Below are 24999 nucleotides of genomic sequence, written 5' to 3' on the forward strand. Positions count from 1 at the left end.
TTTATCAAGTCCCGGCTTAGAGCACTTACGACACCATCGCACACGAGGTATATTTCACGCAGGCGACAAAGCCGTCTTTGACGAACGAGGCAACACATGAAATCCACCGACAAAACGGTACCCGAAGACCTGAAGCTCTCCGACTTCCTGTGTTTTGCGGTCTATTCAACCAACCTCGCGTTCGGCAAGGCGTACAAGCCGATCCTCGAACACCTGGGCCTGACCTACACGCAATACATCACCATCGTTGCGCTGTGGGAGCAGGATAATCAGACCGTCGGCAGCCTCGGCGAAAAGCTGTTTCTTGAATCGAACACGCTCACGCCGATCCTGAAGAAACTGGAAGCGATGGGCTTCCTGCAACGCCAGCGCGACCCTGAGGACGAGCGTCAGGTGCGCATCAACCTGACGAAACAAGGCAAGGCGTTGCGCGAAGACCAACCGGAAAACGGCCTCGCCGGCGCGACGGGCCTGACGCAAGACGAGTTCACGTTACTGCAGAAGGCGATCGTGACCCTGCGCAACAACCTGATCAAATCAATGAACACTGAGGAGTAAGCGCTATGACCACGCAAACTGAAACCGCAATCCTGGCCGGTGGCTGCTTCTGGGGCATGCAGGATCTGATAAGGAAACAAACAGGTGTGCTGTCGACGCGCGTCGGTTACTCCGGCGGCGATGTGCCCAATGCGACTTATCGCAACCATGGCACCCATGCCGAAGCGATCGAGGTCGTGTTTGATCCGGCCCTCACCAGCTACCGTCAGATCCTTGAATTTTTCTTCCAGATCCATGACCCGTCGACCGCCAATCGTCAGGGCAATGACATCGGCCTAAGTTACCGCTCGGCGATTTTCTATCTGAACGAAGAGCAGCAAGCAGTGGCCGAGGACACCGCAGCCGACGTGGATGCCTCCAAAATCTGGCCCGGCCGTGTCGTGACCGAGATCGTGCCCGCCGGCCCATTCTGGGAAGCAGAACCGGAGCATCAGGACTACCTTGAACGACTGCCGACCGGTTACACCTGTCACTTCATTCGGCCGAACTGGAAACTGCCGAAGCGAGCATGACGCGGTAAAGCCTGGGTTCCAGCCACGGAACCCGGGCGCCATTCCGTCAGGTGTTGGTTTTCAATTTGGTCCACAGACGTGTGCTCAGCCGTGCAATCGCGGCGGGCAGATCCTCGACGGTGAACAACTTGTCCATCACGTTTTTCGGCGGGTAAATCGCCAGGTCCTGCTTCACCGCCGGATTGACCAGGGTGTCCGCCGCCAGGTTCGGGTTGGCGTAATGGATGCTGTTGCTGATGTTGGCGATGACGTCAGGCTTCAACAGGTAGTTCATGTACGCGTAGCCATCCTTCTCGTGGGGTGCGCTCTTGGGCATGACCACCATGTCCAGCCACAGGGTTGAGCCTTCGTCCGGGATCGAATAGGCGATCTCGATGCCATTCTTGGCTTCCTTGGCACTGGCCGCCGCTTGCACCACGTCACCGTTGAAGCCAATCACCGCGCAAATATTGCCGTTGGCCAGGTCGCTGACGTACTTGGACGCATGGAAATACTGGATGTAAGGCCGGATCTTCAGTAACGCCTGCTCGGCTTTCTTGTAATCCGCCGGCTCATGGCTATGAGGCGCCAGCCCCAAGTAATTGAGGGTGATCGGCAGGATTTGCGTCGGGTTATCAATAATCGCCACGCCGCACTCACTCAACTTCTTGATGTTGTTCTCATCAAAAATCAGGCTCCAGGAATGGGTGACGTCGGTGGTGCCGAAGATCGCTTTGATTTTCTCGACGTTGTAGCCAATACCGGCCGTGCCCCACATGTACGGATAGCCGTACTGGTTGCCCGGGTCGTTGACCTCGAGCTTTTTCATCAGCGCCGGATCGAGGTTTTTCCAGTTGGGCAGTTGGCTTTTGTCCAGCTTTTGAATCGCCCCGGCCTTGATCAGTCGCGACAGGAAATGGTTCGAGGGGCTGACCACGTCATAACCGGTGTTGCCGGTCATCAGTTTCGATTCCAGCACTTCGTTGCTGTCATGAATGTCGTACGTCGCCTTGATCCCGGTTTCCTTGGTGAAGTTGCTCAAGGTGTCGTCGGCGATGTAGCCGTTCCAGTTGGAAATGTTGACCTCTTCAGCCGCTTGAGTAACCGCCGAAAACGCCGTGAGCGCGACCATCAGGGGAATAGTATTGACCTGCATGTTCAATCACCTTTTTGTTCTTTTGTGATAACCGGAATTTAGATTTCTGTCCTGGCCCGGACGGCTTCGACGCGCATCCGAAACAGGGCGCCGATGTCGAGCAAGGGTCGCGGCGGAAGCCAGCCAGGCTGGGCTCTGTCCATCACGGATTTGAGCAGCGACGAGCCAACACCCGATGCCAGTTCAGCGAGCAGTCGGCCCCAAAGAGTGCCGCGCGCCACGCCCGAACCATTGCAGCCGGCCACGGCAAACACGCCCTCTTCCACCCTGGAAAAAAACGGTTGCCCGGAGCGCGAGGCGCTCAGGTGTCCGGTCCAGGTGTGCTGGATATCCTGCTCGGTCAGCCACGGGAAACGCCGCTGCAAACCCAGTACATGGTGCTGGCGACGGATCGCCAGTTCATGGCCGGACAAATCCCGCGAGCGGTATTCCGCCGTGTTGCGGATCATCACCCGACGATCGGGCGTCAGCCGTACCGTGGCGCCGAGCGGACGGGTAGACAGCACGCCCCAAGGCTCGACACTGCCGATGTTGCGAAATTCTTCGTCACTCAACGGCCGCGTAAGGCTGGCGCTGAGTTCCATGGCGAAGGTGCCGCTGTCCTGAATGCCGGCACGCGGCACGAAGGCGTTGAGGCAGATCAACACTTGCTTCGCCTCGATGTTGCCATCGATGCCGTTGGCCCGCACACGCCCTTTACCCAAACGTTCGAGGCCGGTGATGTCGGTGTTTTCGTAGACGGTGACAGTCTCCGGCAGTGCCTCCAGCAAACCCTTTACGTACTTCGCCGGTTGCAGCAACGCGTTGCCCTTGCCGCACCAGATCGCGGCGCGATAATGCCGGGTGCCGAGTTTCTGATTCAGTTGCTCGCCTTCGAGAAACTCTGCGGATGCGCCGAGTGCCCGCAAGATGTGCAGCTTTTCGTCAATGTGGGTCAACTTGCCGGGATCGCTGACGGCAAAGAAATAGCCCGAGTCCCGGAAGTCGCACTCGATGCCATGACGGGCAATCACCTCGCGCACTTCCGCAGTGGCGGCTCGTGAAATCGTCGTGTCCACTTCAAACCCGGCAAACCCGCAATTGCCGATCAATTCATCGTTGGCGGGGTGTTCATGGGCCACCACAAATCCGGAATTACGCGCCGAAGCGCCCTGCGCTGCGCGCTGCCGGTCGACCACCACGATGCGCGCCTGCGGGTGCATTTGCGCCAGCGCATGGGCGGCACTCAGGCCGGTAATGCCGGCACCGATGATCAGCCAATCGGCTTTTTGCGCGCCGATCAGACGATCACGCGCCGGAGCACTCCCGGCTTGCGCGATCCAGCCACATTCATTATTCATGCGTCACCTGCCTAGACTGTCGTTCTTAGCCAGCGCATGCGGTAATTGCATAGGCAATGAGTGATGGCGGCTACTACGTCTAGAATTTATTAGGTCTTCGGTGATACAACCAACGTTATAAATTCATTGAGCCATTCATAAAACGCATGGATAAGATTCGTCACGTCCCCTCCCTTCAAGCCATGCAGGCGCTGGTGGAAGTTGCTGACTCGGGCAGCTTTACCCAAGCGGCGCATAAGCTTTGCCTGACCCAGAGCGCCGTCAGCCGGCAAATCCAGCAGCTGGAAAGTCATTTCGGCGTGCCGATGTTCGTCCGCAGCAGCCGCAGCATTCGCCTGACACCGGAAGGCGAACAGGTATTGGCCAGCGCGCGCACTATCCTCGAACAACTGAAAACCCTTGAGGATCGGCTGTCTCCGCAAAAACGCCCGTTCCGCATCCGCATGCATGTGTCGCTGGCGGTGCGCTGGTTGCTGCCGAAACTGAGCGATTTTTATCGCAGTCACCCGGACGTTTCCTTGTCTATCGAAACCGTGGCGACCGAGATCGTCGAGCCGGCCAGCGACAGCGACGCCTACATTCTCTACCTGCCCGAACCGTCCAGCGACCCCGCTTGCCTGACCCTGTTCGAGGAAGCGCTGGTGCCGGTGTGTGCGCCCGGTCTGGCCAGCGAAACCCAACCGCTGGCGTCGATGGAGGATCTGGTGCGTTTCCCGCTGCTGCACCGTTCGGCCGACCAGCAAGCCTGGATTGAGTGGCTGGCCGCCAATGACGGCAAGCCGCTGGGGGACTATCGGCACATTCCCTTCAACCTCGACGAGTTGGCGCTTGATGCTGCGGCGCGCGGGCTGGGGGTGGCGGTGACGGACTTGACCCTGGCGCAGGAATCAATTGATCGCGGGGTGCTGGTCGTTCCGTTCGGTCGACCATTGAAGACCCGAGGCGTCTATTCGCTGTGCGTGCAACCGTCGGCGGTGTCTCATCCGGCGTGCGCGCAGGTTATGCAATGGTTTGCCGGGCAGGCTGAACAGCACGCCGACTGACGTCGATACGAATACCCAATGTGGGAGCGAGCTCTTGTGGCGAGGGGGCTTGCCCCCGTTGGGTCGCGAAGCGGCCCCCGGCATTTCAAAGTTAAATCGCATGAAACGGGTTTACGACTGCTGCGCAGCCGAACGGGGGCAAGCCCCCTCGCCACAAGAGCTCACTCCTACAGGGTTTTTGCGTTTATCCAGGGATTCAGGCTTCTTGCCGTACTACGCCCCGCTCCTCCAGCAAGCGCACAAACATGGTCAGGCTCTGCGACACCGTCCCTCTGCGCCACACCAGCCAGGTGCGCAAATACCGGAAGGATTGCGACAACGGCCAGACGCTGACCGTGGTGCAGCCCGGCATGCTTTCGAGCATGCTGCGCGGCATCAGCGCCAGGCCGGCACCGGCGCTGACGCAGGCCAGCATGCCGTGATAGGACTCCATTTCGAAGATTTTGCCGGGCACCGCCGCGTCCTTGCTGAACCAGCTTTCGAAGTGGTGTCGGTACGAGCAATTGGAGCGGAAGGCATAGATGTTTTCGCCGTTGACGTCCTGCGCGCGGTGGATCGGGGCATGGTTGAGCGGCGCGATCAGCACCATTTCTTCCTCGAACGCCGGCACGCCTTCCAGTGCCGGGTGCAGCACCGGTCCGTCGACAAACGCAGCGGCCAGTCGGCCCGACAGCACGCCGTCGATCATGGTCCCGGAAGGTCCGGTAGACAGGTCGAGCTCGACCTTGGCGTGCTTCTGGTTATAGGCGGCCAACAGCTCAGGGATGCGCACCGCCGCCGTGCTTTCGAGCGAACCCAATGCAAAGGCGCCCTGGGGTTCTTCGCCGGCCACCGTCGCCCGGGCTTCCTGGACCAGGTCGAGAATGCGCCGGGCGTAATCCAGAAAACTCCAACCGGCCGGCGACAGGCGCAGGCGGCTTTTCTCGCGGATAAACAGGTCCACGCCGAGATCCTGCTCCAGTTGCTTGATCCGCGTCGTCAGGTTCGACGGCACCCGATGGATGTGCTGGGCGGCCACGCTGATGCTGCCGTGCTCGGCCACTGCTTTGAAAATTTCCAGCTGAACCAGATCCAAGTCATTCTCCAAACGTGAACGATATGCTCAGCATTATTCAGTTTCCAGAAAACAAACGCCACCGTAACCTGAGCGCATTCCCACCTTGCAGGACGGTGCCATGACCAACGTTTCCAGCCACACCCACGCCATTTCGATCAACCCCGCCACTGGCGAGCAGGTCGGCCACTACCCTTTTGAATCCGATTCGGCGCTGCAAGCCGCACTGTCTCGTGCCGCTGCCGGGTACCGCGTCTGGCGCAGCACGGCGGTTGCGCAGCGCTCACAACTCCTGATTGCCCTGGCTCAGGCATTGCGCGACAACGCTGCAGCGATGGCCAAGATGATTACCCTGGAGATGGGCAAGCCGATCACTCAGGCGCGCGGTGAAATTGAAAAATGTGCGCAGCTCTGCGAGTGGTACGCCGAACACGGCCCCGCCATGCTGACTGCCGAGCCGACCCTGGTGGAAGGTGGCAAAGCACGCATCGAATATCGCCCGCTCGGCCCGCTTCTCGCGGTGATGCCGTGGAATTTCCCGATCTGGCAGGTGCTGCGTGGCGCCGTTCCTGCGCTGATTGCCGGCAACACCTACGTGCTCAAACACGCACCGAACGTGATGGGCAGCGCTTACCTGCTGCAAGAAGCCTTCAAACAAGCCGACTTCCCTGAAGGCGTGTTCGAGGTGATCAACGTCACGCCGGAAGGTGTTTCCACAGCCATCGCCGATCCACGCATCGCGGCAGTCACCCTCACCGGCAGCGTGCGCGCCGGCATGGCCATCGGCGCGCAGGCCGGAGCAGCGCTAAAGAAATGCGTATTGGAGCTGGGCGGTTCGGATCCTTTCATCGTGCTCAACGACGCCGACCTCGACGAAGCGGTCAAAGCCGCCGTGATTGGTCGGTATCAAAACACCGGGCAGGTTTGCGCCGCCGCGAAACGCTTGATTGTCGAGCAAGGCATTGTCGAAGCATTCACCCGCAAGTTTGTCGAGGCCACGCGCAAACTGGTGGTCGGCGATCCACTGGCGACCGAGACGTACATTGGCCCGATGGCTCGCTTTGACCTGCGTGATGAACTGGATCAACAGGTGCGCGACACCCTGGAAGAAGGCGCGACGTTGTTGCTCGGCGGCAAAAAGGCTGAAGGCCCGGGCAACTTCTACGAGCTGACTGTCTTCGGTGATGTCACCGACCAGATGACCTCGTTCAAGCAGGAATTGTTTGGCCCGGTGGCCTCGATCATCACCGCGCGCGATGCAGCTCATGCGCTGGAATTGGCCAATGACAGCGAGTTCGGTCTCGCCGCGACCATCTACACCGGCAACGTCGAACGTGCCCAGCAGATGGCCAGCGAACTGGAAACCGGTGGCGTGTTCATCAATGGCTACTGCGCCAGCGACCCGCGCGTCACCTTTGGCGGCGTGAAGAAAAGCGGTTTTGGCCGCGAACTGTCGCACTTCGGGGTACGTGAGTTCTGCAACGCGCAAACCGTGTGGCTGGATCGTCGCTGATCGCCTCCAGAGGCCCGGGAGTCTTTTGACTCCCGGGCCTCTGGAGGCGGGGACTATGCTGATGGGAGCGTATTTCGAAAGACTGATGGCCCGGCCATCTGTCCAGCGGGTGCTCGACGAAGCCAAACCTTACTTCTCGATGTATCCGTTTGCCGAGGCCCTCCCGGAACGGTTTCGCTAGGGCTTAGCCGACGATATCGATCAACTGCTCACGCTGCGCGCCGGTCAGCATCGGCCCGAAACCGGCGCCCGCATTGTCCGCCATGTAGCGCGGGTTGCCGGTACCGGGAATCACGCAGGTCACCGCTGAATGCGACAGCAGGAACTTCAGCGCCATTTGCGCCCAGCTGTTGACCCTCACGTCCGCCGCCCAGCGCGGCAGGGGTTTGTCCTTCAAGCGGGTGAGCAGGTTGCCGCCACCGAACGGCCGATTGCAGATCACCGCCACGCCGCGCTCGCGACACAGCGGGAGGATGCGTTTCTCGACGCCACGGTCATCCAGCGCATAGTTGATCTGCAAAAAATCCAGGGGCTCGGCCTTGAGCACTGCTTCCACTTCCTCATACGCCGACGCCGTGTAATGGGTGATACCGATGTAGCGGATGCGCCCTTCTTCCTTCCATTTGCGCAAGGTCGGCAGATGGGTTTGCCAGTCCAGCAGGTTGTGGATCTGCATCAGATCGATGCGGTCGGTTTGCAGCAGTTTGAAGGACTGCTCCATCTGCGCGATGCCTTCTTCGCGCCCCCGGGTCCAGACCTTGGTGGCCAGGAAAGCAGGCGAGCGCGGCTCATGAATCGACAGCAATTCACCGGTCGTCTCTTCTGCCCGGCCGTACATCGGCGAGCTGTCGATCACCGTTCCGCCCTTCTCGAACAATGCCCGCAGAACGGCGGGCAGCTGTTTGTAGGCGGGGCTCGAAGGCTCGACATCAAAACCGCGATAGGTGCCCAACCCGACGATGGGCAATGGCTCGGAGCTGGAAGGAATGGCGCGGGTCTGCATATTCTTGCCTCCTGTTTCCTTCGACGGCGTGGTGGCAGCAAAGGCTGAGCCGAAGGTAAAAACCGCCGAAGCACCGGCAGCCAGCGTGAGTATTTGGCGACGCGTGTACCGATCAGTGTGGATCATGAAATTTGCCCTTCCACATTTTTACGGTCAGCCGTTTGTTCCTGGCGCCTGGCCAGCCACAGACATAACCAGCCCCACAGCCCGGCAAACGGCACGATCAGCAGCGCCACCAGACCGAAACCCGCGCCAAGTGCCGTCAAACCGACCGACAACCAGCCACTGGCGGCGTCTCCGCCGCGATACACCAGGGTTTCGATCACATTCTTGGCCTTGTACTTTTCCTCGCGGCTGACCACGGTCCACAACACCTCGCGCGCCGGGCGCACGATGGCGAACTCGACCGCACGACGCAGCCCCTGCGCCAGTGCGACGGTGGTTGGCACGGGCGCCAGGGCCATGGCGGTAAACGCCGCGATCGTCGCCAACGGCAACGCCACCAGCGCCCCGCCGACACCGATCAAACGAATCAACGGCGCCGTCAGCAGCAGTTGAAAGATCAAGGTCAGTGCCGACACGATCAAATCGACAATGGCGAAGAATTGCGTTCGGCTGGCCACATCAGCATAGCTACCCGCCACAATCCGTCCCTGCTCGAAATACAACAAGGTCGCGGCGCTGGTGTGTAGCAGCATGAACAGCACCAGCCCCAGCAGATAAGGTGAACGCACAATCAGCGTGATCCCGCCCAGCATGCTGCCGCCCATGCGTCGATCATCCAGCAAGCGGCTGCCGGACTGTGACTGCGTCCGGAACAGCAGCGCCCGATAGCAGCGCACCGCGATTTCCAGCAGCAACGCCGCCGTGACGGTCAACGCTACCGGGCCCAGACGCGTGGCCATGGTCGCCGCCAGCAACGGCCCGATGAACGTGCCCAGGGTGCCGCCCGCCGCGATGAAGCCGAACAGCCGCCGTCCTTGTTCGCTGGTAAACCGGTCGACCAGCACGCTCCAGAAAATCGTGACGATGAACAGGTTGTAGATGCTGATCCAGACGAAAAACACCCGCCCGACGGCCACCGGCGCGATGTGGTTGGCGATCAACACGCCAAATACCAGCATCGATACGGCGATCACGCGGTAGATCAGCGGCACGAAACGCGTGGCCGGCAGCCGCGAGGCCAGCGCACCGAACACCGGGACCATCAGCAGCATCACCACGAAAGTTGCCGTGAACAGCCACTGCAATTTGTCGGCACCGCCCTCAAGGCCCAAGGCATCGCGCAGCGGTCGTACCAGGTAATAGCTGGCCAGCACGCAGAAATGGAACCCGAACCCAAGCATCAGCGCCGTTCTTTCGCCTGGCTGGACGTTGAGCCACTGTGCAGCGATGGGCATGGGCGCCCTCCTCTGTAGCCGCGCTGGGTGTGCCCGGCTACCGATGAACTAAACTCTGGCTCCGATCCCGTGGATTGGGTTCCTCAGCCCAGAGCCGTCAATGTCGCCCACTAAAGTTAGCCGAATGCCACGAACCCTGGTGTTAATCGTCGTCATCCTTGCTGCGTTGTACCTGGCGCTCTGTGCGGCGCTGTTCGTGTTTCAGCGCGCGCTCATCTACTTCCCGCAACCCAGCGCCATCGAGACGCCCGATACGCTGCTAAAGCTGACGGTAGACGATGCGGATGTCGTGGTGTCGGTCAGGCCCCACGACGGACCGAAGGCGTTGATCTATTTCGGCGGCAATGCCGAGGACGTCTCTCGCAACCTGCCCGGGTTTACGCAGGCCTTCCCGGAGCATGCGATCTATTTGCTGCACTATCGAGGCTTCGGGGGAAGCTCCGGCTCGCCTTCCGAGGAGGCCATCCAGCGCGATGCCATGACCTTGTTCGACAAGGTCTACGACACTCACCCACACATCGCCGTGGTCGGGCGCAGCCTCGGTTCGGGGGTCGCCGTGCGCCTCGCCAGCCAGCGCCCGGCCTCCAGCCTGATCCTGATCACGCCTTACAACAGCCTGGAAGACCTCGCCGTGCGCCAGTACCCGTGGTTTCCGGTGAAATGGCTGCTACAGGAGCGGTTTGAATCATGGAAGTACGCGGCCCACATCACCCTACCGACGCTGCTGATTGCCGCGGAGCACGACGAAGTCATACCGCGCTCAAGCACGGAGCAGCTCTACACCCATTTCGCCAAAGGCGTGGCCACGCTGCGGGTCGTGCCGGGTGTGGGCCACAATTCCATCTCCGAGAGCCCCGAGTATCTAAAATTGCTTGGCGATGCGTTGTGAACAAATTACGACGCCACACCGCGATTTGTAGCAGCTGCCGAGCCCGCGAGGCTGCGTTCGGCTGCGCAGCAGTCGTAAAATCAGAACTCGCGGTATATCAGACAGACCACAGAAACCGGGTTTACGACTGCTTCGCAGCCGGACGCAGCCTCGCAGGCTCGGCAGCTGCTACAAAGTAAGTGTGTGAGTCATAGAGCCCATCGATCACTCGGTCATCAACAGTGATTGGACGGACAGCCCACAGGCTCTTAGCCTGCGCCCGATCTGAATCACCCGTTTTCTCCGTAGGCGGAACACCATGATCGTCAGACCCAAACCGACTTTCCTCAACATTGTGAGTGCGATCAAGGGCTCGATCGCCAAACGGATTGCCCTGCGCTGCCTGATGGTGACGCTGCTCGCCTCGGTCATCGTGCTCGTCGAGACATGGCACCCGAGCTATTTTTCCAAGGTCAGCGCGACGCCCTTCACGCTACTGGGTTTGTCGCTGTCGATCTTCATGAGTTTTCGCAACAACGCCTGTTATGACCGCTGGTATGAAGCCCGCAAAGCCTGGGGCGACGTGACGGTCGCGATCCGCTCGATGATTCGCGAAACCCGGGTCATCAAGGACGCCAATCAGCGCCGAAAAATGCTTCATCACTTGTGCGGGTTCGCCCATGCGCTCAACGCGAAGCTGCGCCTGGAAAATCAGCTGGTCGCCAGTAGCCGCTGGCTCAACCCGGCACCGGAGGACCACGCGCCTGATTTCAGCGGACAGATTGTGCAGCAGGTCGGCCAGCAGTGTTCGGCGCTCAGCGAGTCAGGGGTGATCAACGAATGGCGCTACACGATCATGACCAATCACCTGGCGCATCTGACCCAGGCCCAAGCGGTGTGCGAGCGCATCAAACACACGCCGTTGCCTTTCGCCTACACCTTGTTGCTGCACCGGACCAGCTACCTCTTCTGTTTCCTTTTGCCCTTCGCGATGGCCGAACCGCTGGGCTGGCTGACACCGATTTTCACGGCGATTGTCAGCTATACCTTTTTCGGTCTGGATGCGATTGGCGATGAACTGGAGGATCCGTTTGGACGCGATGAAAACGACCTGCCCATCGATGCCATCGTGCGCAACATCGAGCGGGAAATCCTTGCAGCATTAGGGGAAACAAAGCTTCCTCCAGCGCTGGAACCGGTGGATTTCGTGCTGGGGTGAGGCGTCAGATTCATACCTGATAGAAGTCGCGATACCACTGCACAAACTGCCTCACGCCTGCTTCAACCTCCACGTGGGGCGAGAAGCCGACCCAGTCTGCCAGCGCCGACACATCAGCCCACGTCTTGAAGACATCGCCCTTTTGCATCGGTAAATAGTTGCGCTGAGCTTTTATGCCCAGCGCCGTTTCCAGGCATTCGACAAACTCCAGCAACGCGACCGGTTTCCCGCGCCCGATGTTGAAAATCCGGTTGGCGCCATCAGCCTCCTTGTCCGGTATCGGCGGCTTTGGACGCAAGCGGGCGATGCTTTCGACAATGTCGTCGACATAGGTAAAGTCGCGCGCCATCTGGCCATGGTTGTAAATATCAATCGGCCGGCCATTGAGCATCGCTTCAGTAAACGTGAACAGAGCCATGTCAGGACGGCCCCAAGGCCCGTATACGGTAAAAAAACGCAGGCCGCTGGCGCGAAGACCGTAGAGATGGCAGTAGCTGTGGGCAAGCAACTCATTGGCTCGCTTGCTGGCGGCGTACAGCGAAACCGGTTGATCGACCGGGTCATCGACGCTGAACGGGAGCTTGCTGTTGGCGCCGTACACCGAACTGCTCGACGCATAGATCAGATGCGCAGGCCGATAGTGGCGACAGGCTTCCAGCACGTTCAGGAATCCCACCAGATTCGACTGCGCATACACATCCGGGTTATCCAGCGAATAACGAACCCCCGCTTGCGCCGCCAGATGCACGACCTCGGTGAACCCAGTGTCTTTGCATAACGCCATCAAGGCCGGTTTATCGACAATATCCATTATTTGAAAACGGAAACCGGGCAACTCGCTCAACTGTTTGAGCCGAGCGCGTTTCAATTCCACACTGTAATAATTGTTAAGGTTGTCGATACCGACAACTTCTCGCCCCTCCAGGCACAATCGTTTGACGGTGTGATACCCGATGAAACCTGCCACGCCGGTCACAAGAATGGTCATAGTGATTATCCCGCCTGTCCGATCCAAGGCAATTAGTTATAGCGTTACAGTTGCCGAGGTTCCAGATTCCATTACAAGACCCATCAATGGGTAATCCGTCTCCAGCCCTCTCGGCAGAGCACGACTATAAATATCATAAAAAGTTTAAACCGTTTGCCGGAAAACAAATCACATGTAAAAACAAACACTTGACTACAGCCGAATGCACTATTGGACAAAAGGCATGTTTTTTGACAAGGAACGTTTGACAGATTATCGAGACTGGTCAATAACTACCCATGGTCTGGTGGAACAGAATACGAGTGCAGTTTTTTTGTTTGCGCTGCTTCGTCAGATAACTTCTGAAATCCTCGTTTTTGATGGCCCCGTGACAGGGACCCTGCGGTAGCTTTGCCTTCGGCAAAATGCTTAGACTTTATACCCAGCACGCTGTCATATATAACGCACCCTTATTACTGCACTGTTTCAACAATGCAACATGTTGTGTCTCATTGTTGAGACGCACTGTCGCCCGTTCAAACAAGAACAGCAATTCTGTCTGGTTTTAATACTTTTCGGGCCTTAATAGAGCCTCTGCCTGCCTAAACTTTCGATATTTCACGAGGTTTACCAGCATGTCAGTCATCAGCTCCGAACGTTCCAATTGGTACCTGTTGCAATGCAAGCCTCAGCAGGATGAACGCGCCCACATCAACCTGCTTCAACAAAACTATGTCGTGTTCCACCCTCAACTGTTGAGTGAACGCAGGATTCGCGGCAAACAACACCTCGTGCGCGAGTCCCTCTTCCCCGGGTATCTGTTTATCCATCTTGGCGGTAACGATAACTGGGCGCCCATACGATCTACCCGCGGCGTCAGTCGTATTGTCGAATTCAATCACGGTCCTGCGACGGTGACCGAGCACGTCATCGAGCATCTGCGTGCGCGCTGTGGCGAATCCGCAGAATCCCCCAATGACCCACCCCTGACGCCCGGCGATCACCTGCAAATCATCCGCGGTCCGCTGTCGACGCTCGAAGGTGTTTTCATCGCTTCCCATGGGTCTGAGCGCGTCATGATCCTGATGCAGTTTCTTAATCGGGAACAGGCTATTTGCTTGCCATTAGGTGACCTTGAACGTCAGCAGGCCTCATTCCACACCACTCTCTAACTCTCTGATTTCCATGTTTTTTCCAGGAGCCATGACATGGCCTTGAATTCACGTTGCCCTTTTGCACTGATCATGGCTTCTCTCTACCCTGGAATGGCCTGGAGTATTGATCCGGCGCCTATTGACGTTTACGGGTTCGATTTCACACCCACCTTTCTGTTTTCAGAAAGCCATGACGATAACTTCCGGGAGGTTGAGAACAATAAGCAATCCTCCATGATCACCAAACTGGTGCCCAACTTCGAACTCAAGGCCGAAGATCGCAACAGCGCCACCCGACTGATCTGGCAGCCTGCCCGCTACATTTATCATGACGAGTCTGATGCCTCGTACACCGCACAACGGGTGCGGGCGGACAGCGTCATGGAATTCACCGACCGGCACCGTCTGAAGCTCGAAGCCGAGTATCGAAAATACGAGCGCACCGAATCGACTGCAGTCGAAGGCGTCAATGACAAACTCAACAACAAACGGGTGGGCGGCCTCTACACCTACGGCGCCAAGAGCGCTGACAATCAGCTCGATTTCGGCGCCAGCTACGCAGAACTCCGCTACGACAATGCCGACGGCATCAATGACGACAAAGAGCGCAATACCGCCGGCCTGACCACCACCTGGTATCACCGCATCGGCAGCAATACCCGTGGCCTGCTCGAATACGACCACACCAATTTTGATTACCAGCAACCTGATAGCCTGCGCAGCAGTAAATCCAACGCAGTGCTGGCCGGTGCCGTCTGGGATATCACGGCAAAGACCACCGGCAAAGTCCGCGTCGGGTATGAGAAAAAGGACTTCGACAGCAGCGAATCCAAGGACCTCGACAACCCCACCTGGCAAGTGGACCTGCAATGGAAACCGCGAACTTATTCAACGTTCACTTTTGTGGCCCGTCAGGCCCTCGCCGAGGGCGACGATGGCGCCGATGCCGTCAAGTCGACCTTCACCCAGGTCGGTTGGCGCCATGGCTGGACCGAACGGATCACCACCGTGGCACAAGCCGGGTTCGGTCGTTATGTCTACGAGGGCCAAAGCCGCACGGACGACTTGCAGGATTACCACCTGGCCGTGGTGTATGCGATGCGCCGATGGCTGGATATCGAACTCGGCTATCGGTTCCGCGATAACGACTCCGATGCCGACAACGAAAGTTTTACCCGCAATGTGGTTCAGATCAGCTTCAACGTAAGCCTCTAGAGGGTTTCGCCATGAACATACACACACTCGGCTTGTTGTTCGCATTGGCGGTTCTACCCAATACCTATGCAGCAGACCCCGGCACTCAGTACAAACTGGCCGCTGGCGATGTCTTGCGCATCATCGTGTTTGGCGAGCCAGAGTTGAGCATGAAAAAGATCCGCCTCAGCGATGCCGGCACCTTTTCCTACCCCTTTCTGGGAGAGATTTCCGCGACGGGACTGACCCCCGGTCAAGTCGAAAGAATCATCGTCGACGGACTTAAACAAGGGTATCTGACCGACCCGAAAGTCAGCTTGAGCCAGATCGAATACCGCCCGTTCTACATCAACGGCGAAGTGAAAAAACCCGGCAATTATCCATTCATACCCGGACTGACTCTGGAGAAAGCCATCGCCCTGGGCGGTGGCTTGACCGAGCGGGCCTCGATCAAACGCGTGACCATCGTGCGCGGTGACGGCGGCGCCACACTCACCGATGAGGTCACCCGAAGCACCACGATTGCCCCCGGCGATACCATTTCCATTGCACAAGGGTTTTTCTGACCATGGACAACAGCCCTAGCCCCTACGTCGAGCGTCCTCTTCAAACGCATGTGCATCAGCCGTACAGCGAACGTCAGGACACCATTGATTTGCTCAAAATCTGGAGGGTGATCTGGCGCGCCAAATGGTCCATCGGATGGCTGGTCCTGTTCTGCTGTGCCCTGGCGGCCATTGCGGTGTCGGCCATTACCCCGCAGTACATCGGCAGCACCACCTTGCTGTTCAACGATAAAACACCGCCCCTGATGTCCTTCCAGCAGGTCAAGGATTCAGGCAGCAACGCCACCGAATACTTGCAGACGCAACAGGCGCTCCTGCAATCAAGGGACCTTGCCGAGCGCGCGGTGAAAAAACTCAACCTGACGACTCACCCGGTCACCGACCCGCGCCAGCAACCGAAGCCGTGGTTCACGCCGCGCAAATGGCTGGCGGACCTCGACCTGGACCAATGGCTGCCAGGACTGGGCACGTTGGCCCCGGTGAAAGACGCGCCCAGCGAGGAAGATGTTTTCAATCAGGTCACGCAGAACCTCATGTTGCACACCAGCGTCAAGTTCGTCGGCAAGAGCCAGCTGCTGGAAATCGAGGTCGAACTGCCCGACCCGGTTCTGGCAGCAGCGGTGGCCAACGCGCTGGCCCAAGGCTTTACCGACAGCCAACTGGACACCAGCGAGAAGTCCTCGCAGACCACCACGGCGTGGATGAACACACGACTCGTCAAGCTGCGTGACAACCTGCGCACCGCCGAGAAAAAGCTTCAGGGATACCGGGAGGAGCAAGGCCTGGTCGACGTTGGAGGGGTCGCAACCATCAGCGCCAATGAATTGGAAATGACCGGCAATCGTATGGTCGACGCCCGTCGCAACCGCGCTGAAGCCGAGAGCGAATACCGCCAGGCGAAGGCCCTGAGCAGCGGCGATTTGAGCCGGCTCTCCAGTGTGCCGGCGGTTTTGAGCAACCCATTGGTCCAGCAGTTCCAGGCGGATCGGGCCAAGGCACAAGCCAAGCTCGATGAGCTGGCGGGGCGCTATGGGCCGAAACACCCAAGCCTGATTTCCGCGCAATCCGAATTGCGCGCCGCGACCACCAGCCTGCAGTTGCAGGTTCAGCAAGTGGTCGCCGGGATCGAACGCCAATTCCAGCTCGCCTCGGCCAGCGAAGCCTCGCTACGCCAATCCTTCAACAGTAACAAGGCGCAGATCCAGGACATCGCCCGCAAGGAATTCCAGTTGCGCGAGTTCCAGCGTGAAGTCGACAGCACCCGCGCACTGTATGAAACCTTCGTCACCCGCTTGAAGGAAACTGCCGCCACCGCCGATATGGACTCCACCAAAGTGCGCATCGTCGATCCGGCCATTGTTCCTGTCGATGCGAGCAAGCCGCGTAAAACATTGATTGTGGGGATTGTCGGTTTGATCGCGACGGTGATCGGCATGGCGCTGGCCTTGCTCATGGACAAACTGAGCAACACCTTCAAGACTGATGAGTCGATCGAAAGCACGCTGAACATACCGCTGCTCAGCGTCGTTCCGCTGGTCATGAAGAAAAGCCGTCGGCAACTGGCGCGGTTGTTCGAAGACAATGAAAACCCGCGCTTTTCCGAGACCATTCGCAACCTGCGCACTTGGCTGATGTTGCAAAGCAGTGACATGCCGTCGCAGGTGGTACTGGTCACGTCGACCGTTGCCGGTGAAGGGAAAAGCACGATTGCCAACAACCTGGCCAGCTCACTTACACCATTGGAGCGTGTGCTGCTGATCGATGCAGACATGCGTCAGCCAACCCTGTCGCTGAACTTCGACTTTCCGCCTGACAGTCCGGGACTGGCCAATGTGATTGCGGGCACTGCCCGGCTCGAAGACTGCATCGTTTCGGTGGGCAACCTGGACATGCTGCCGGCCGGAAGGATGGCGCCTGTATCGCAGGATCTGTTCAGCGCACCGCGCCTGCCATCCCCTGCGGACACGCTCAGTTCGACACGCCAGCCGCCGCCACAGGACCTGCTCAGCTCACCGCGGATGGCGCGCATGCTTGAGGTGCTCAAGACGCGTTACCGCCACATCATCATCGACTCTCCCCCGGCAGAGATGATCAGCGACGCGCTGTTGCTGGCCAGGCATTCGGATGCCGTGATCTATGTGGTCAAGGCCGACAGCACGCCAATCAATCAGGTGCAGCGAGGCATTTCAATGTTGCAACAAAGCCACGTGCCGGTGTTTGGCGCAGTGCTCAATCAAGTCGATCTGCGCAAGGCGCGCAAGTACGGCTACAACCATTCCCGAACGTTCTACAACTACGACTTCGTGCCCAGGTAACAGCCGGTCACGCTTTTGCTCTACCTCTATCTGCTCCTCACACCCTGCTTCACCTCTGCCGAGCTACGGAAAAGCCCTGCGGAAGCCACGTCGTGGCTGCCGTTCAGTGCCGATAGATCACTCATGCCTCGAGGTCAAGCCCATGACTCCGCAATACACCGCTCACATTGCACATCGCCGAGGCCTGACGTTCTGGGGCCAGTGGTTATGTGCGATGACACTGGCCATCTCGCTGCTGACGCTACTGGTGTATTGGCGTGTTGGCAGTCTGACCAGCGAATACCGCATCCTGATGATTCTGACCGTGCTCGGTTCGGTGCCCATCTACAGCATGATGCAGGTCTACCACAAGCGACACGGCCTGGTGGTCGGGCTCGGCCGGTTACTCGCCGGCTGGTTGATCCTGCTGGCGGTGCTGGCGGCCATTGCTTTCACCACCCAGACCAGTGCGATTTACTCGCGCCAGGTCATTATGGTCTGGGCAGTGCTGGGCTTTTTCGTCCAGGCGGCGACTTTCCTGCCCTTGCATTATTTCGCCCGGCTGCATTCGCGAATGATCTGCAGGGAACGCCGCTCGGTGATCATCGGCACTTGCCCGACCGCCCATGAACTCGCGAAAAAACTCTCCCAGCCGAACCGCGCGCTGGTATTGGGTTTCATCGCCGCCGCCGATAACAGCGGCCCGGCACCGAGCATTCTGCCCCTGCTGGGTCACGTCGATGGGATCCGCGAGATCATCACCCGCCTGGACGTACGCCGCGTCTACATTGTCCTGACGATGGCGCATGCCGCCACCATCGAAGCGCTCTATATCGATCTGCTGGACATGAACGTCGACGTGGTGTGGATTCCGGATTTCGGCAGCATGGTGCTGCTCAATCACTCGATCTCTGAAATCGAGCGAATGCCGGCGATTTACCTCAACGAGAGCCTGATCAGCTCGCACCCCGCCAGCCTGTTTTGCAAGGACCTGTTCGAACGCAGCCTGGCCGCCGTGGCCATTATTGCCCTCAGTCCGTTGCTCTTGACAGTAGCGATCGCCGTCAAGCTGACCTCCGCCGGTCCCGTGCTGTTCAAGCAAAATCGCCACGGCTGCAACGGCGAAGTGATCAAGGTCTGGAAATTTCGTTCGATGCGCCTCCACGACGATCGCGAAGTGCACCAGGCCACCCGTGACGATGATCGCGTCACGCCGCTCGGACGCTTTCTGCGCCGCAGCTCCATCGACGAGTTACCGCAGCTGTTCAACGTGTTGTTCGGGCAAATGGCCCTGGTCGGCCCCCGCCCGCATGCCGTCACCCACAACATTTACTACACCGGCAAAGTGCGCGCCTACATGGCCCGTCACCGCCTCAAACCGGGGATTACCGGGTTGGCCCAGATCACCGGGCATCGAGGCGAAACCGAAACGGTGGAAAAGATGCAGCTGCGCGTCGCCCAAGACCTCAACTACATCAACCAATGGTCGCTGTGGCTGGACATCAAGATCCTCATCAAGACGCCCTTCACCTTGTTCTCGAAAAACATCTATTGACCCCTGCCCATCGTTGATCGCTGTCACGACGACCCGAGGTTTGATCATGAATGTGAGCGTATTCGGTATTGGTTACGTTGGACTTGTCCAAGGCGCGGCGCTGGCAGAAGTGGGCCACAACGTCCTGTGCGTGGACGTCGACGCCGACAAGGTACAGGCGTTGAAGAATGGCACGCTGCCGCTCTATGAGCCGGGCCTGAAAAGCCTGGTCCACAACAATTACCAAAGTGGACGACTGCAGTTCGGCACCGACCTTGCCAGCGCTGTCCACCATGGCGATGTGCTGTTGATTGCGGTGGGTACACCGCCTGACGAAGACGGGTCGGCAGACCTCCAACATGTACTGAGCGTTGCGCAAACCATCGCGCTGAACATGGACCGGCATCACATCATCGTCGATAAATCCACCGTCCCCGTCGGGACCGGCGACCGGGTACGGGCGCACATCGAGCAGGTGCTGGCCGACAACGGTCGCGGCGACCTGACCTTCGACGTGGTCTCCAACCCCGAGTTTCTCAAGGAAGGCTGCGCGGTCGATGACTGCATGCGCCCGGACCGGATCATCATCGGCACCGACAGCCAGCACGCCGAAGAGGTCATGCGAGAACTGTACGAACCGTTCAGTCGCAACCGCGAAAAGATCATCGTCATGGACCTGCGCAGCGCCGAACTGACCAAGTACGCCGCCAACAGCATGTTGGCGACCAAGATCAGCTTCATGAACGAAATGGCCAGCCTCGCCGAAAAACTGGGTGCCGATATCGAAATGGTCAGGCATGGCATCGGCTCTGATCCGCGCATCGGTTATCAATTTATCTATCCGGGCGTGGGCTACGGCGGTTCGTGTTTCCCCAAGGACGTCAAGGCGCTGATACACGCCGCCGCCAGCGTCGACATCGATGCTCGGGTACTCAAGGCCGTCCAGTCGCGCAACGACGAACAGAAAGCCAGCCTGTACACCAGGATTTTCAATCACTTCGACGGCGCACTTCGCGGCAAGACCTTTGCCCTGTGGGGCCTGAGCTTCAAACCCAACACCGACGACATGCGCGAAGCCCCCAGCCGAGTGTTGATGGAAGCCTTGTGGCGTGCCGGCGCCAGCGTCCAGGCGTTCGACCCCAAAGCCATGGAGGAGGCCCAGCGTATTTATGGCTCGCGCGATGACTTGACGCTGGCGGGCACCAAGGAAGCGGCGCTGAAAAACGCCGACGCCTTGATCATCGTCACCGAGTGGCAATCGTTTCGCGCGCCTGACTTCGACCTGCTCAGCCGGCAGCTCAAGCAACCGCTGATTTTCGACGGACGCAACTTGTTCGATCCGCAGCGGTTGAGCAAACGCGGTTTCACCTACGTCTCCGTGGGTCGACAGACCTACCCGGTCATCTGAAGGGAGCCGCGCCATGATCAGGTTGCAAATAGTCAGGCATTACTCACCGAAGTTACTCGACGCCAACCAGGCCTATTCCTTCATCAACTTTGCTTCTATCGGCTGCCTTTTCGAACAGGCCCCAGGCACCGTCGCCTACTTTTGCGACGGCATGCTGATGTCGACGTTCATGTCACGCGTGACCGGCCGTACGATCGGCCGGGTCAGCTTTGATTTCACCTCGATTGCCGACGCTGTTCTCAGCAGCGCCGAGCAACAGGGCAAGCGCGTGTATTTCGTCGGAGCCCGCCAGGCTGAACTGGATCTGTTTGTCGGCAAGATCAAGATGCTCTATCCGAGGCTGACCATCGCCGGTTATCACAACGGCTACTTCGATACGTCCCAGGCCCGGTGCATTCAGGCGGACATCTGCCGCAGCGAAGCAGACATCCTGATCGTCGGCCTGGGTGCCGGGCTGCAGGAGCAGTTCCAACAGGATGCGCTGCGCGCAGGTTTTCGGGGTGTCGCCTTCACCTGTGGCGGGTTCATACGCCAGGAAGCCATGGCCACGCAGCAATACTACCCGGCGGTGATCAATCAACTGCATATGCGCGCGTTTTATCGGATGTATCGCGAACCCCATACGATCAAACGCTACCTCATCGACTACCCCAGCAATTTTTTGCACCTGTTGAGGATGATCGTTCAACGCAAAGTTGCCATCAGCGTTGGGGAATGACCATGCACATCCTGTTCATTCTCAAGGACTTCAAATCCGGTGGCGGCGTCGAGCGCGTCCAGCAACGGTTGTCCGAGCAGTTTCTCAAGGACGGCCAGCGTGTGAGTTTTTTCGTCATGAACGGTGACACGCCGGACATTGAAGGTGCGCCAATGCTCGCCAGCGGCACCGGCAGCGGCATCGTCGGCCTGCTCAAGTCCATTGTGCTGTTGCGTCGGCTCATTCGCCGTGAGGGCGTCACCCACCTGATTTCCGCCAAGGAGCAGGCCAATCTCTGCACCTGGATCGCCACCTTGGGCCGGCCTTGCAAAGTCATCTATAGCCGCCACGCGGCACTGGATTGCACTGAACAGAAAACCGGCCCTTCAAGCCTGCGCCTGCTCTATACGTTGTACCTCTGCGGCAGCGGCAAGGTGGTCACGGTCTCCACGGCCTTGCGCCAGTCCCTCGTCGACTGGATGCCCTGGGGCCGGCAACGGATCCGTTTTTGCCCCAACGCCGTCGTCACCGAACAACTGCTTGAAGCCGCACAAGCGCCACTGTCCACCCATTTACCCCGCGACTATTGGTTGAGCCTGGGCCGACTGGTGGAACCTAAAGGCTTTCATCTGTTGCTGGATGCCTACGCCCTGGCGTTGCGCAGCGAAGCACTGCCGGATCTGGTGATCGTCGGTGACGGTCCCTTGCTCGATGCACTGACCACTCAGGCAAACCGACTGGGCATCGCGCACCGGGTGCATTTCACCGGTTTCCTGAGCAACCCCTATCCACTGCTGAGGCACGCACGGCTGTTCATTCTGAGCTCCGTGCAGGAAGGCATGCCGACCGTCCTGATCGAGGCGCTGGCACTGGGTACGCCCGTGCTGGCATGCGACTGCGAGACAGGGCCCAGGGAACTGCTGGACAACGGTCGCCTGGGTCAACTGGTCGCCGTCAACGACGTACCGGCGTTGGCGCGGGGAATGCTTCAAAGCCTGGAGGCACAGAGCGGCGTTGCGCCAAGCGCAAAAATGCTCAGTGATGCCATCCATCCGTACACCAGTCGGTACGCCGCGCAAGCGTATTACCAGGTATGGAACCAATGAAAAAGTTGCTGATTATCCTGCATGACCTCGGCGCCGGCGGGGCTGAAAAAATGATGGCGCGCCTCGCCAGTGCCCTGGTGGACGCTGGCAATGATGTGACATTGCTGATGCTCACCGGCGGCGGCGTCCATGCGGTGCACCTCGACCCGCGGGTCAAGAAAGTCGAATTGCAAAGCCAGCGCACCGCCCGTGCGGTGCCAGCCCTCGCGCGATTTCTTCGCGCCAATCGCTTCGACGCACTACTGGCGGCCCTCACTCACGTCAACGTGGTGGCCATCCTCGCCGCCTCACTGTCAGGGACACTGGCACGGCTGCACGTCAGCGAACGCAACACGTTTTCCCATGACAAGCACGTTAACCAAGGCTTCATGGTTCGGCTGGCGTATCGGGTGGCACCCCTGCTGTATCGGCTCATCCCCAACCCGGTGATCTGCGTCTCGCGAGGCGTCGCCCAGGACCTGGTCGACACCACCCTTGCACGTCTCCAGGACGTGACCATTGCCGACAATCCGGTCCTCGACGACGACTTTCGCGACAAGCCGCCGGGTCGGCCGAGTCACCGCTGGCTGTTGCAGAAGTCCAGCCCGGTGATTGTCGCCGTGGGTCGCCTGGCCCCGCAAAAAGGCTTCGACACTTTGATCAACGCCTTCGCGAGGTTGCCGGACGCGAACGTTCGCCTGATCATTTTTGGCGAAGGCACGCTCAGGGCGCAGTTGCTTGAGCAGGCCTGCAGGCTGGGTGTGGCCGATCGGTTCGACTTGCCAGGCCACACCCGCGATCCCATGGCAGAAGTGGCCGCGGCCGACTGCTTTGTGCTGTCGTCACGTTTCGAGGGCAGCCCCAACGCGTTGGTCGAGGCCTTGTCCACCGGTACCCCGGTGGTGTCGACCCGCTGCCCCCATGGCCCGCAAGACATTCTCATCGGTGGCCTCGTCGCGCCGCTGGTGGCCGTCGACGACCCCAGCGCATTGGCGCAGGCCATCGCCCTGCAACTCTCGACACCGCCAGACCTGCAACGCCAGTCCCGCATCGATGCCGCCGCGCGTTTCATGAATGCCAGCGCGGTAGAAACCTACCTCACCGCGTTGCTCCGGAGGCCATCACCATGAGCACACTGGAGATCCGATATTCCACACTACGCGACGCATTCACTCTGTTCGGTGTGCTGTTCTACATCCAGGTGATCACGTTTGTCCTCAGCCTGGGTGGAGCGTCCAGCTTCGGCGACATCGATAAAGACCTGGAAGGCAACGTCGCCAACCAGGTCTGTGGTCTCATCACATTGTTGGTGCCGTTGTTCTTCTTCATCCGCAACAAGGTGTTCCTCAGCAAAACCTTTTACCGCAGCAACTTCTTTCTGCTGATGTTCATGTTCTGTGTCATCGCATCGATCGGCTGGTCCCACGACCCGATGCTGAGTTTCAAGCGCTTTATCGCGATGCTCAGCGTGGTGTTTTTTGCCGGTTTCATTGCCTACAACTACCCCCTTGAAAAAATCACCTTCATGCTCGGCTGTGCCATCGGCGTGGCAGCGTTGATCGGGTTGATGCTCGCCGTGGTCATGCCTGACGTCGCGTTCTTGTCCGGTGGCATTCGCGACGGTGCATTCAAGGGGATTTTCGCCGAAAAGAACGCCGGGGCACGACTCAACGCAATCGCCATCCTGCTATTGCTGCCGATGATCCGCCAACGCAATCGCTGGGCCCTGTTCTGCTCGTTTTTTTCGCTGATCGCCATCCTGCTCGCCCAGTCGGCGACCGGCGTGGCATTGATCATTTCCGGTACGGTGAGCTACTGGTATTTCCTCACCCTGATCCGCTTGCATATCAACCGCTCGCAGTGGCTGTTCTTCGGTTGCACGCTGGTGTTTCTGCTGGTTTGCCTGTTGCTGTACAGCCACGTTGCGTGGCTGCTGGAGATCGCCGGTCGCGATCCGTCGCTCACTGACCGCACGATGATCTGGGAGCTGCTCGCGCCGTTTGTCGACGAACAATGGCTCAAGGGTTACGGTTTCGGTGCCTTCTGGGCCAGCCCCGATGCCAGTGCCTTCATCACTCGCTGGGGCTACATCGGTAACGCCCACAGCGGCTACATGGAGACCCTGCTCAACGGCGGCATTATCCAGTTGACTGCGCTGGCGCTGCTGCTGGGCGAAGCGCTGCTCAAACAATACCGCGCCGTGACGGCGAACCAGGCGGCGCGGTTTCGCGCCAGCGCCCTGGTCATCATCGGCTTGTTCGTCGTCACCAATTATGTGGCGTACGTGATTCCCAACTATCGCTCCGCCGAGTTCCTGGTGTTCTGCACCTTGGCCCTTTCCTTTCGGCATCACCACGCGACATTCCCCGAGTTATCACCGACAACCCTGCGTCAGCGTCCGTCTGGCAATGGTTTAGCGCGCGATTCAGCCCAGGCGTGACAAAAGGAGAAACAC

Annotated in this window: 22 protein-coding genes and 1 pseudogene; 17 read left to right on the plus strand and 6 right to left on the minus strand. The window is 59.1% G+C overall.

Annotated features, from left to right (window positions below; genetic code table 11):
- Positions 1 to 96 precede the first annotated feature (96 nt).
- Together ACYZT6_RS14675 and msrA are read left to right on the plus strand one after the other, a co-directional pair.
- Positions 97 to 558, plus strand: a complete 462-nt coding sequence (locus tag ACYZT6_RS14675; RefSeq protein WP_462027520.1) for a MarR family winged helix-turn-helix transcriptional regulator — start codon at positions 97 to 99, stop codon at positions 556 to 558.
- Positions 559 to 563: 5 nt separating this feature from the next.
- Entirely contained in the window at positions 564 to 1070 is a 507-nt protein-coding gene (gene msrA, locus ACYZT6_RS14680; protein ID WP_462027521.1) for a peptide-methionine (S)-S-oxide reductase MsrA, read from the plus strand.
- 46 nt (positions 1071 to 1116) lie between these two features.
- Here msrA and ACYZT6_RS14685 read toward each other — a convergent pair whose 3' ends face one another.
- The gene (locus tag ACYZT6_RS14685; RefSeq protein ID WP_462027522.1) at positions 1117 to 2205 is read right to left on the minus strand and encodes a polyamine ABC transporter substrate-binding protein; all 1089 of its coding nucleotides are present in this window, start codon (positions 2203 to 2205) and stop codon (positions 1117 to 1119) included.
- A gap of 38 nt (positions 2206 to 2243) precedes the next feature.
- Positions 2244 to 3545: an NAD(P)/FAD-dependent oxidoreductase gene (locus tag ACYZT6_RS14690; RefSeq protein WP_462027523.1), complete on the minus strand. Its 1302-nt coding sequence runs from the start codon at positions 3543 to 3545 to the stop codon at positions 2244 to 2246.
- 146 nt (positions 3546 to 3691) lie between these two features.
- Here ACYZT6_RS14690 and ACYZT6_RS14695 point away from each other — a divergent pair, with 146 nt between their 5' ends.
- Positions 3692 to 4588 (plus strand): LysR substrate-binding domain-containing protein, encoded by an 897-nt coding sequence (locus tag ACYZT6_RS14695; protein WP_462027524.1) that lies wholly within the window; start codon positions 3692 to 3694, stop codon positions 4586 to 4588.
- Positions 4589 to 4784: 196 nt separating this feature from the next.
- Here the strand turns inward: ACYZT6_RS14695 and ptrR are convergent, their stop codons facing one another.
- Positions 4785 to 5663 carry a putrescine utilization regulator PtrR gene (gene ptrR / locus ACYZT6_RS14700; protein WP_462027525.1) on the minus strand — a complete coding sequence of 293 codons (879 nt, stop codon included), beginning with the start codon at positions 5661 to 5663 and terminating at the stop codon, positions 4785 to 4787.
- A 100-nt stretch (positions 5664 to 5763) separates the two neighbouring features.
- On the opposite strand from ptrR, the gene ACYZT6_RS14705 reads away from it, so the two are divergent.
- Complete coding sequence (locus ACYZT6_RS14705; protein WP_462027526.1) at positions 5764 to 7155, plus strand: aldehyde dehydrogenase family protein; 1392 nt, start codon at positions 5764 to 5766, stop codon at positions 7153 to 7155.
- A gap of 64 nt (positions 7156 to 7219) precedes the next feature.
- Positions 7220 to 7336: pseudogene (locus tag ACYZT6_RS14710) on the plus strand (glutathione S-transferase family protein); the annotation flags it as partial.
- A gap of 3 nt (positions 7337 to 7339) precedes the next feature.
- Here ACYZT6_RS14710 and ACYZT6_RS14715 read toward each other — a convergent pair.
- On the minus strand, positions 7340 to 8284 hold the full coding sequence (locus ACYZT6_RS14715) for an aldo/keto reductase (protein WP_462027527.1): 945 nt from the start codon (positions 8282 to 8284) through the stop codon (positions 7340 to 7342).
- A complete protein-coding gene (locus ACYZT6_RS14720) occupies positions 8281 to 9558 on the minus strand; it encodes an NTP/NDP exchange transporter (protein ID WP_462027528.1) in 1278 nt (425 codons plus the stop codon). The genes ACYZT6_RS14715 and ACYZT6_RS14720 overlap by 4 nt, the downstream gene beginning before the upstream one ends.
- 124 nt (positions 9559 to 9682) lie before the next feature.
- On the opposite strand from ACYZT6_RS14720, the gene ACYZT6_RS14725 reads away from it, so the two are divergent.
- The gene (locus tag ACYZT6_RS14725) at positions 9683 to 10447 is read left to right on the plus strand and encodes an alpha/beta hydrolase (RefSeq protein ID WP_462027529.1); all 765 of its coding nucleotides are present in this window, start codon (positions 9683 to 9685) and stop codon (positions 10445 to 10447) included.
- Between the two features lie 298 nt (positions 10448 to 10745).
- The gene (locus tag ACYZT6_RS14730) at positions 10746 to 11645 is read left to right on the plus strand and encodes a bestrophin family protein (protein ID WP_462027530.1); all 900 of its coding nucleotides are present in this window, start codon (positions 10746 to 10748) and stop codon (positions 11643 to 11645) included.
- Positions 11646 to 11655: 10 nt separating this feature from the next.
- Here the strand turns inward: ACYZT6_RS14730 and ACYZT6_RS14735 are convergent, their stop codons facing one another.
- Positions 11656 to 12633, minus strand: a complete 978-nt coding sequence (locus tag ACYZT6_RS14735) for an NAD-dependent epimerase (protein WP_462027531.1) — start codon at positions 12631 to 12633, stop codon at positions 11656 to 11658.
- 614 nt (positions 12634 to 13247) lie between these two features.
- Here ACYZT6_RS14735 and rfaH point away from each other — a divergent pair.
- The 10 genes from rfaH to ACYZT6_RS14785 all read left to right on the plus strand — a co-directional run bounded on the left by rfaH (position 13248) and on the right by ACYZT6_RS14785 (position 24984).
- Complete coding sequence (rfaH, locus tag ACYZT6_RS14740) at positions 13248 to 13784, plus strand: transcription/translation regulatory transformer protein RfaH (protein WP_462027532.1); 537 nt, start codon at positions 13248 to 13250, stop codon at positions 13782 to 13784.
- Between the two features lie 36 nt (positions 13785 to 13820).
- Positions 13821 to 14981 (plus strand): outer membrane beta-barrel protein, encoded by a 1161-nt coding sequence (locus ACYZT6_RS14745; RefSeq protein WP_462027533.1) that lies wholly within the window; start codon positions 13821 to 13823, stop codon positions 14979 to 14981.
- An 11-nt stretch (positions 14982 to 14992) separates the two neighbouring features.
- Positions 14993 to 15526, plus strand: coding sequence for a polysaccharide biosynthesis/export family protein (locus ACYZT6_RS14750; RefSeq protein ID WP_462027534.1), 534 nt, complete (start codon positions 14993 to 14995; stop codon positions 15524 to 15526).
- A gap of 2 nt (positions 15527 to 15528) precedes the next feature.
- Positions 15529 to 17841: a GumC family protein gene (locus ACYZT6_RS14755; RefSeq protein WP_462027535.1), complete on the plus strand. Its 2313-nt coding sequence runs from the start codon at positions 15529 to 15531 to the stop codon at positions 17839 to 17841.
- Positions 17842 to 17983: 142 nt separating this feature from the next.
- A complete protein-coding gene (locus tag ACYZT6_RS14760; RefSeq protein WP_462027536.1) occupies positions 17984 to 19375 on the plus strand; it encodes an undecaprenyl-phosphate glucose phosphotransferase in 1392 nt (463 codons plus the stop codon).
- 46 nt (positions 19376 to 19421) lie between these two features.
- Positions 19422 to 20762 (plus strand): UDP-glucose dehydrogenase family protein, encoded by a 1341-nt coding sequence (locus tag ACYZT6_RS14765; RefSeq protein WP_462027537.1) that lies wholly within the window; start codon positions 19422 to 19424, stop codon positions 20760 to 20762.
- Between the two features lie 13 nt (positions 20763 to 20775).
- On the plus strand, positions 20776 to 21480 hold the full coding sequence (locus ACYZT6_RS14770; protein WP_462027538.1) for a WecB/TagA/CpsF family glycosyltransferase: 705 nt from the start codon (positions 20776 to 20778) through the stop codon (positions 21478 to 21480).
- 2 nt (positions 21481 to 21482) lie between these two features.
- Positions 21483 to 22565 carry a glycosyltransferase gene (locus ACYZT6_RS14775; RefSeq protein WP_462027539.1) on the plus strand — a complete coding sequence of 361 codons (1083 nt, stop codon included), beginning with the start codon at positions 21483 to 21485 and terminating at the stop codon, positions 22563 to 22565.
- The gene (locus ACYZT6_RS14780) at positions 22562 to 23674 is read left to right on the plus strand and encodes a glycosyltransferase (RefSeq protein ID WP_462027540.1); all 1113 of its coding nucleotides are present in this window, start codon (positions 22562 to 22564) and stop codon (positions 23672 to 23674) included. The genes ACYZT6_RS14775 and ACYZT6_RS14780 overlap by 4 nt, the downstream gene beginning before the upstream one ends.
- A complete protein-coding gene (locus tag ACYZT6_RS14785; RefSeq protein ID WP_462027541.1) occupies positions 23671 to 24984 on the plus strand; it encodes an O-antigen ligase family protein in 1314 nt (437 codons plus the stop codon). Before ACYZT6_RS14780 ends, ACYZT6_RS14785 begins: the two co-directional genes overlap by 4 nt.
- Positions 24985 to 24999: the final 15 nt, after the last annotated feature.

It is taken from the genome of Pseudomonas sp. RT6P73 (assembly GCF_054897715.1).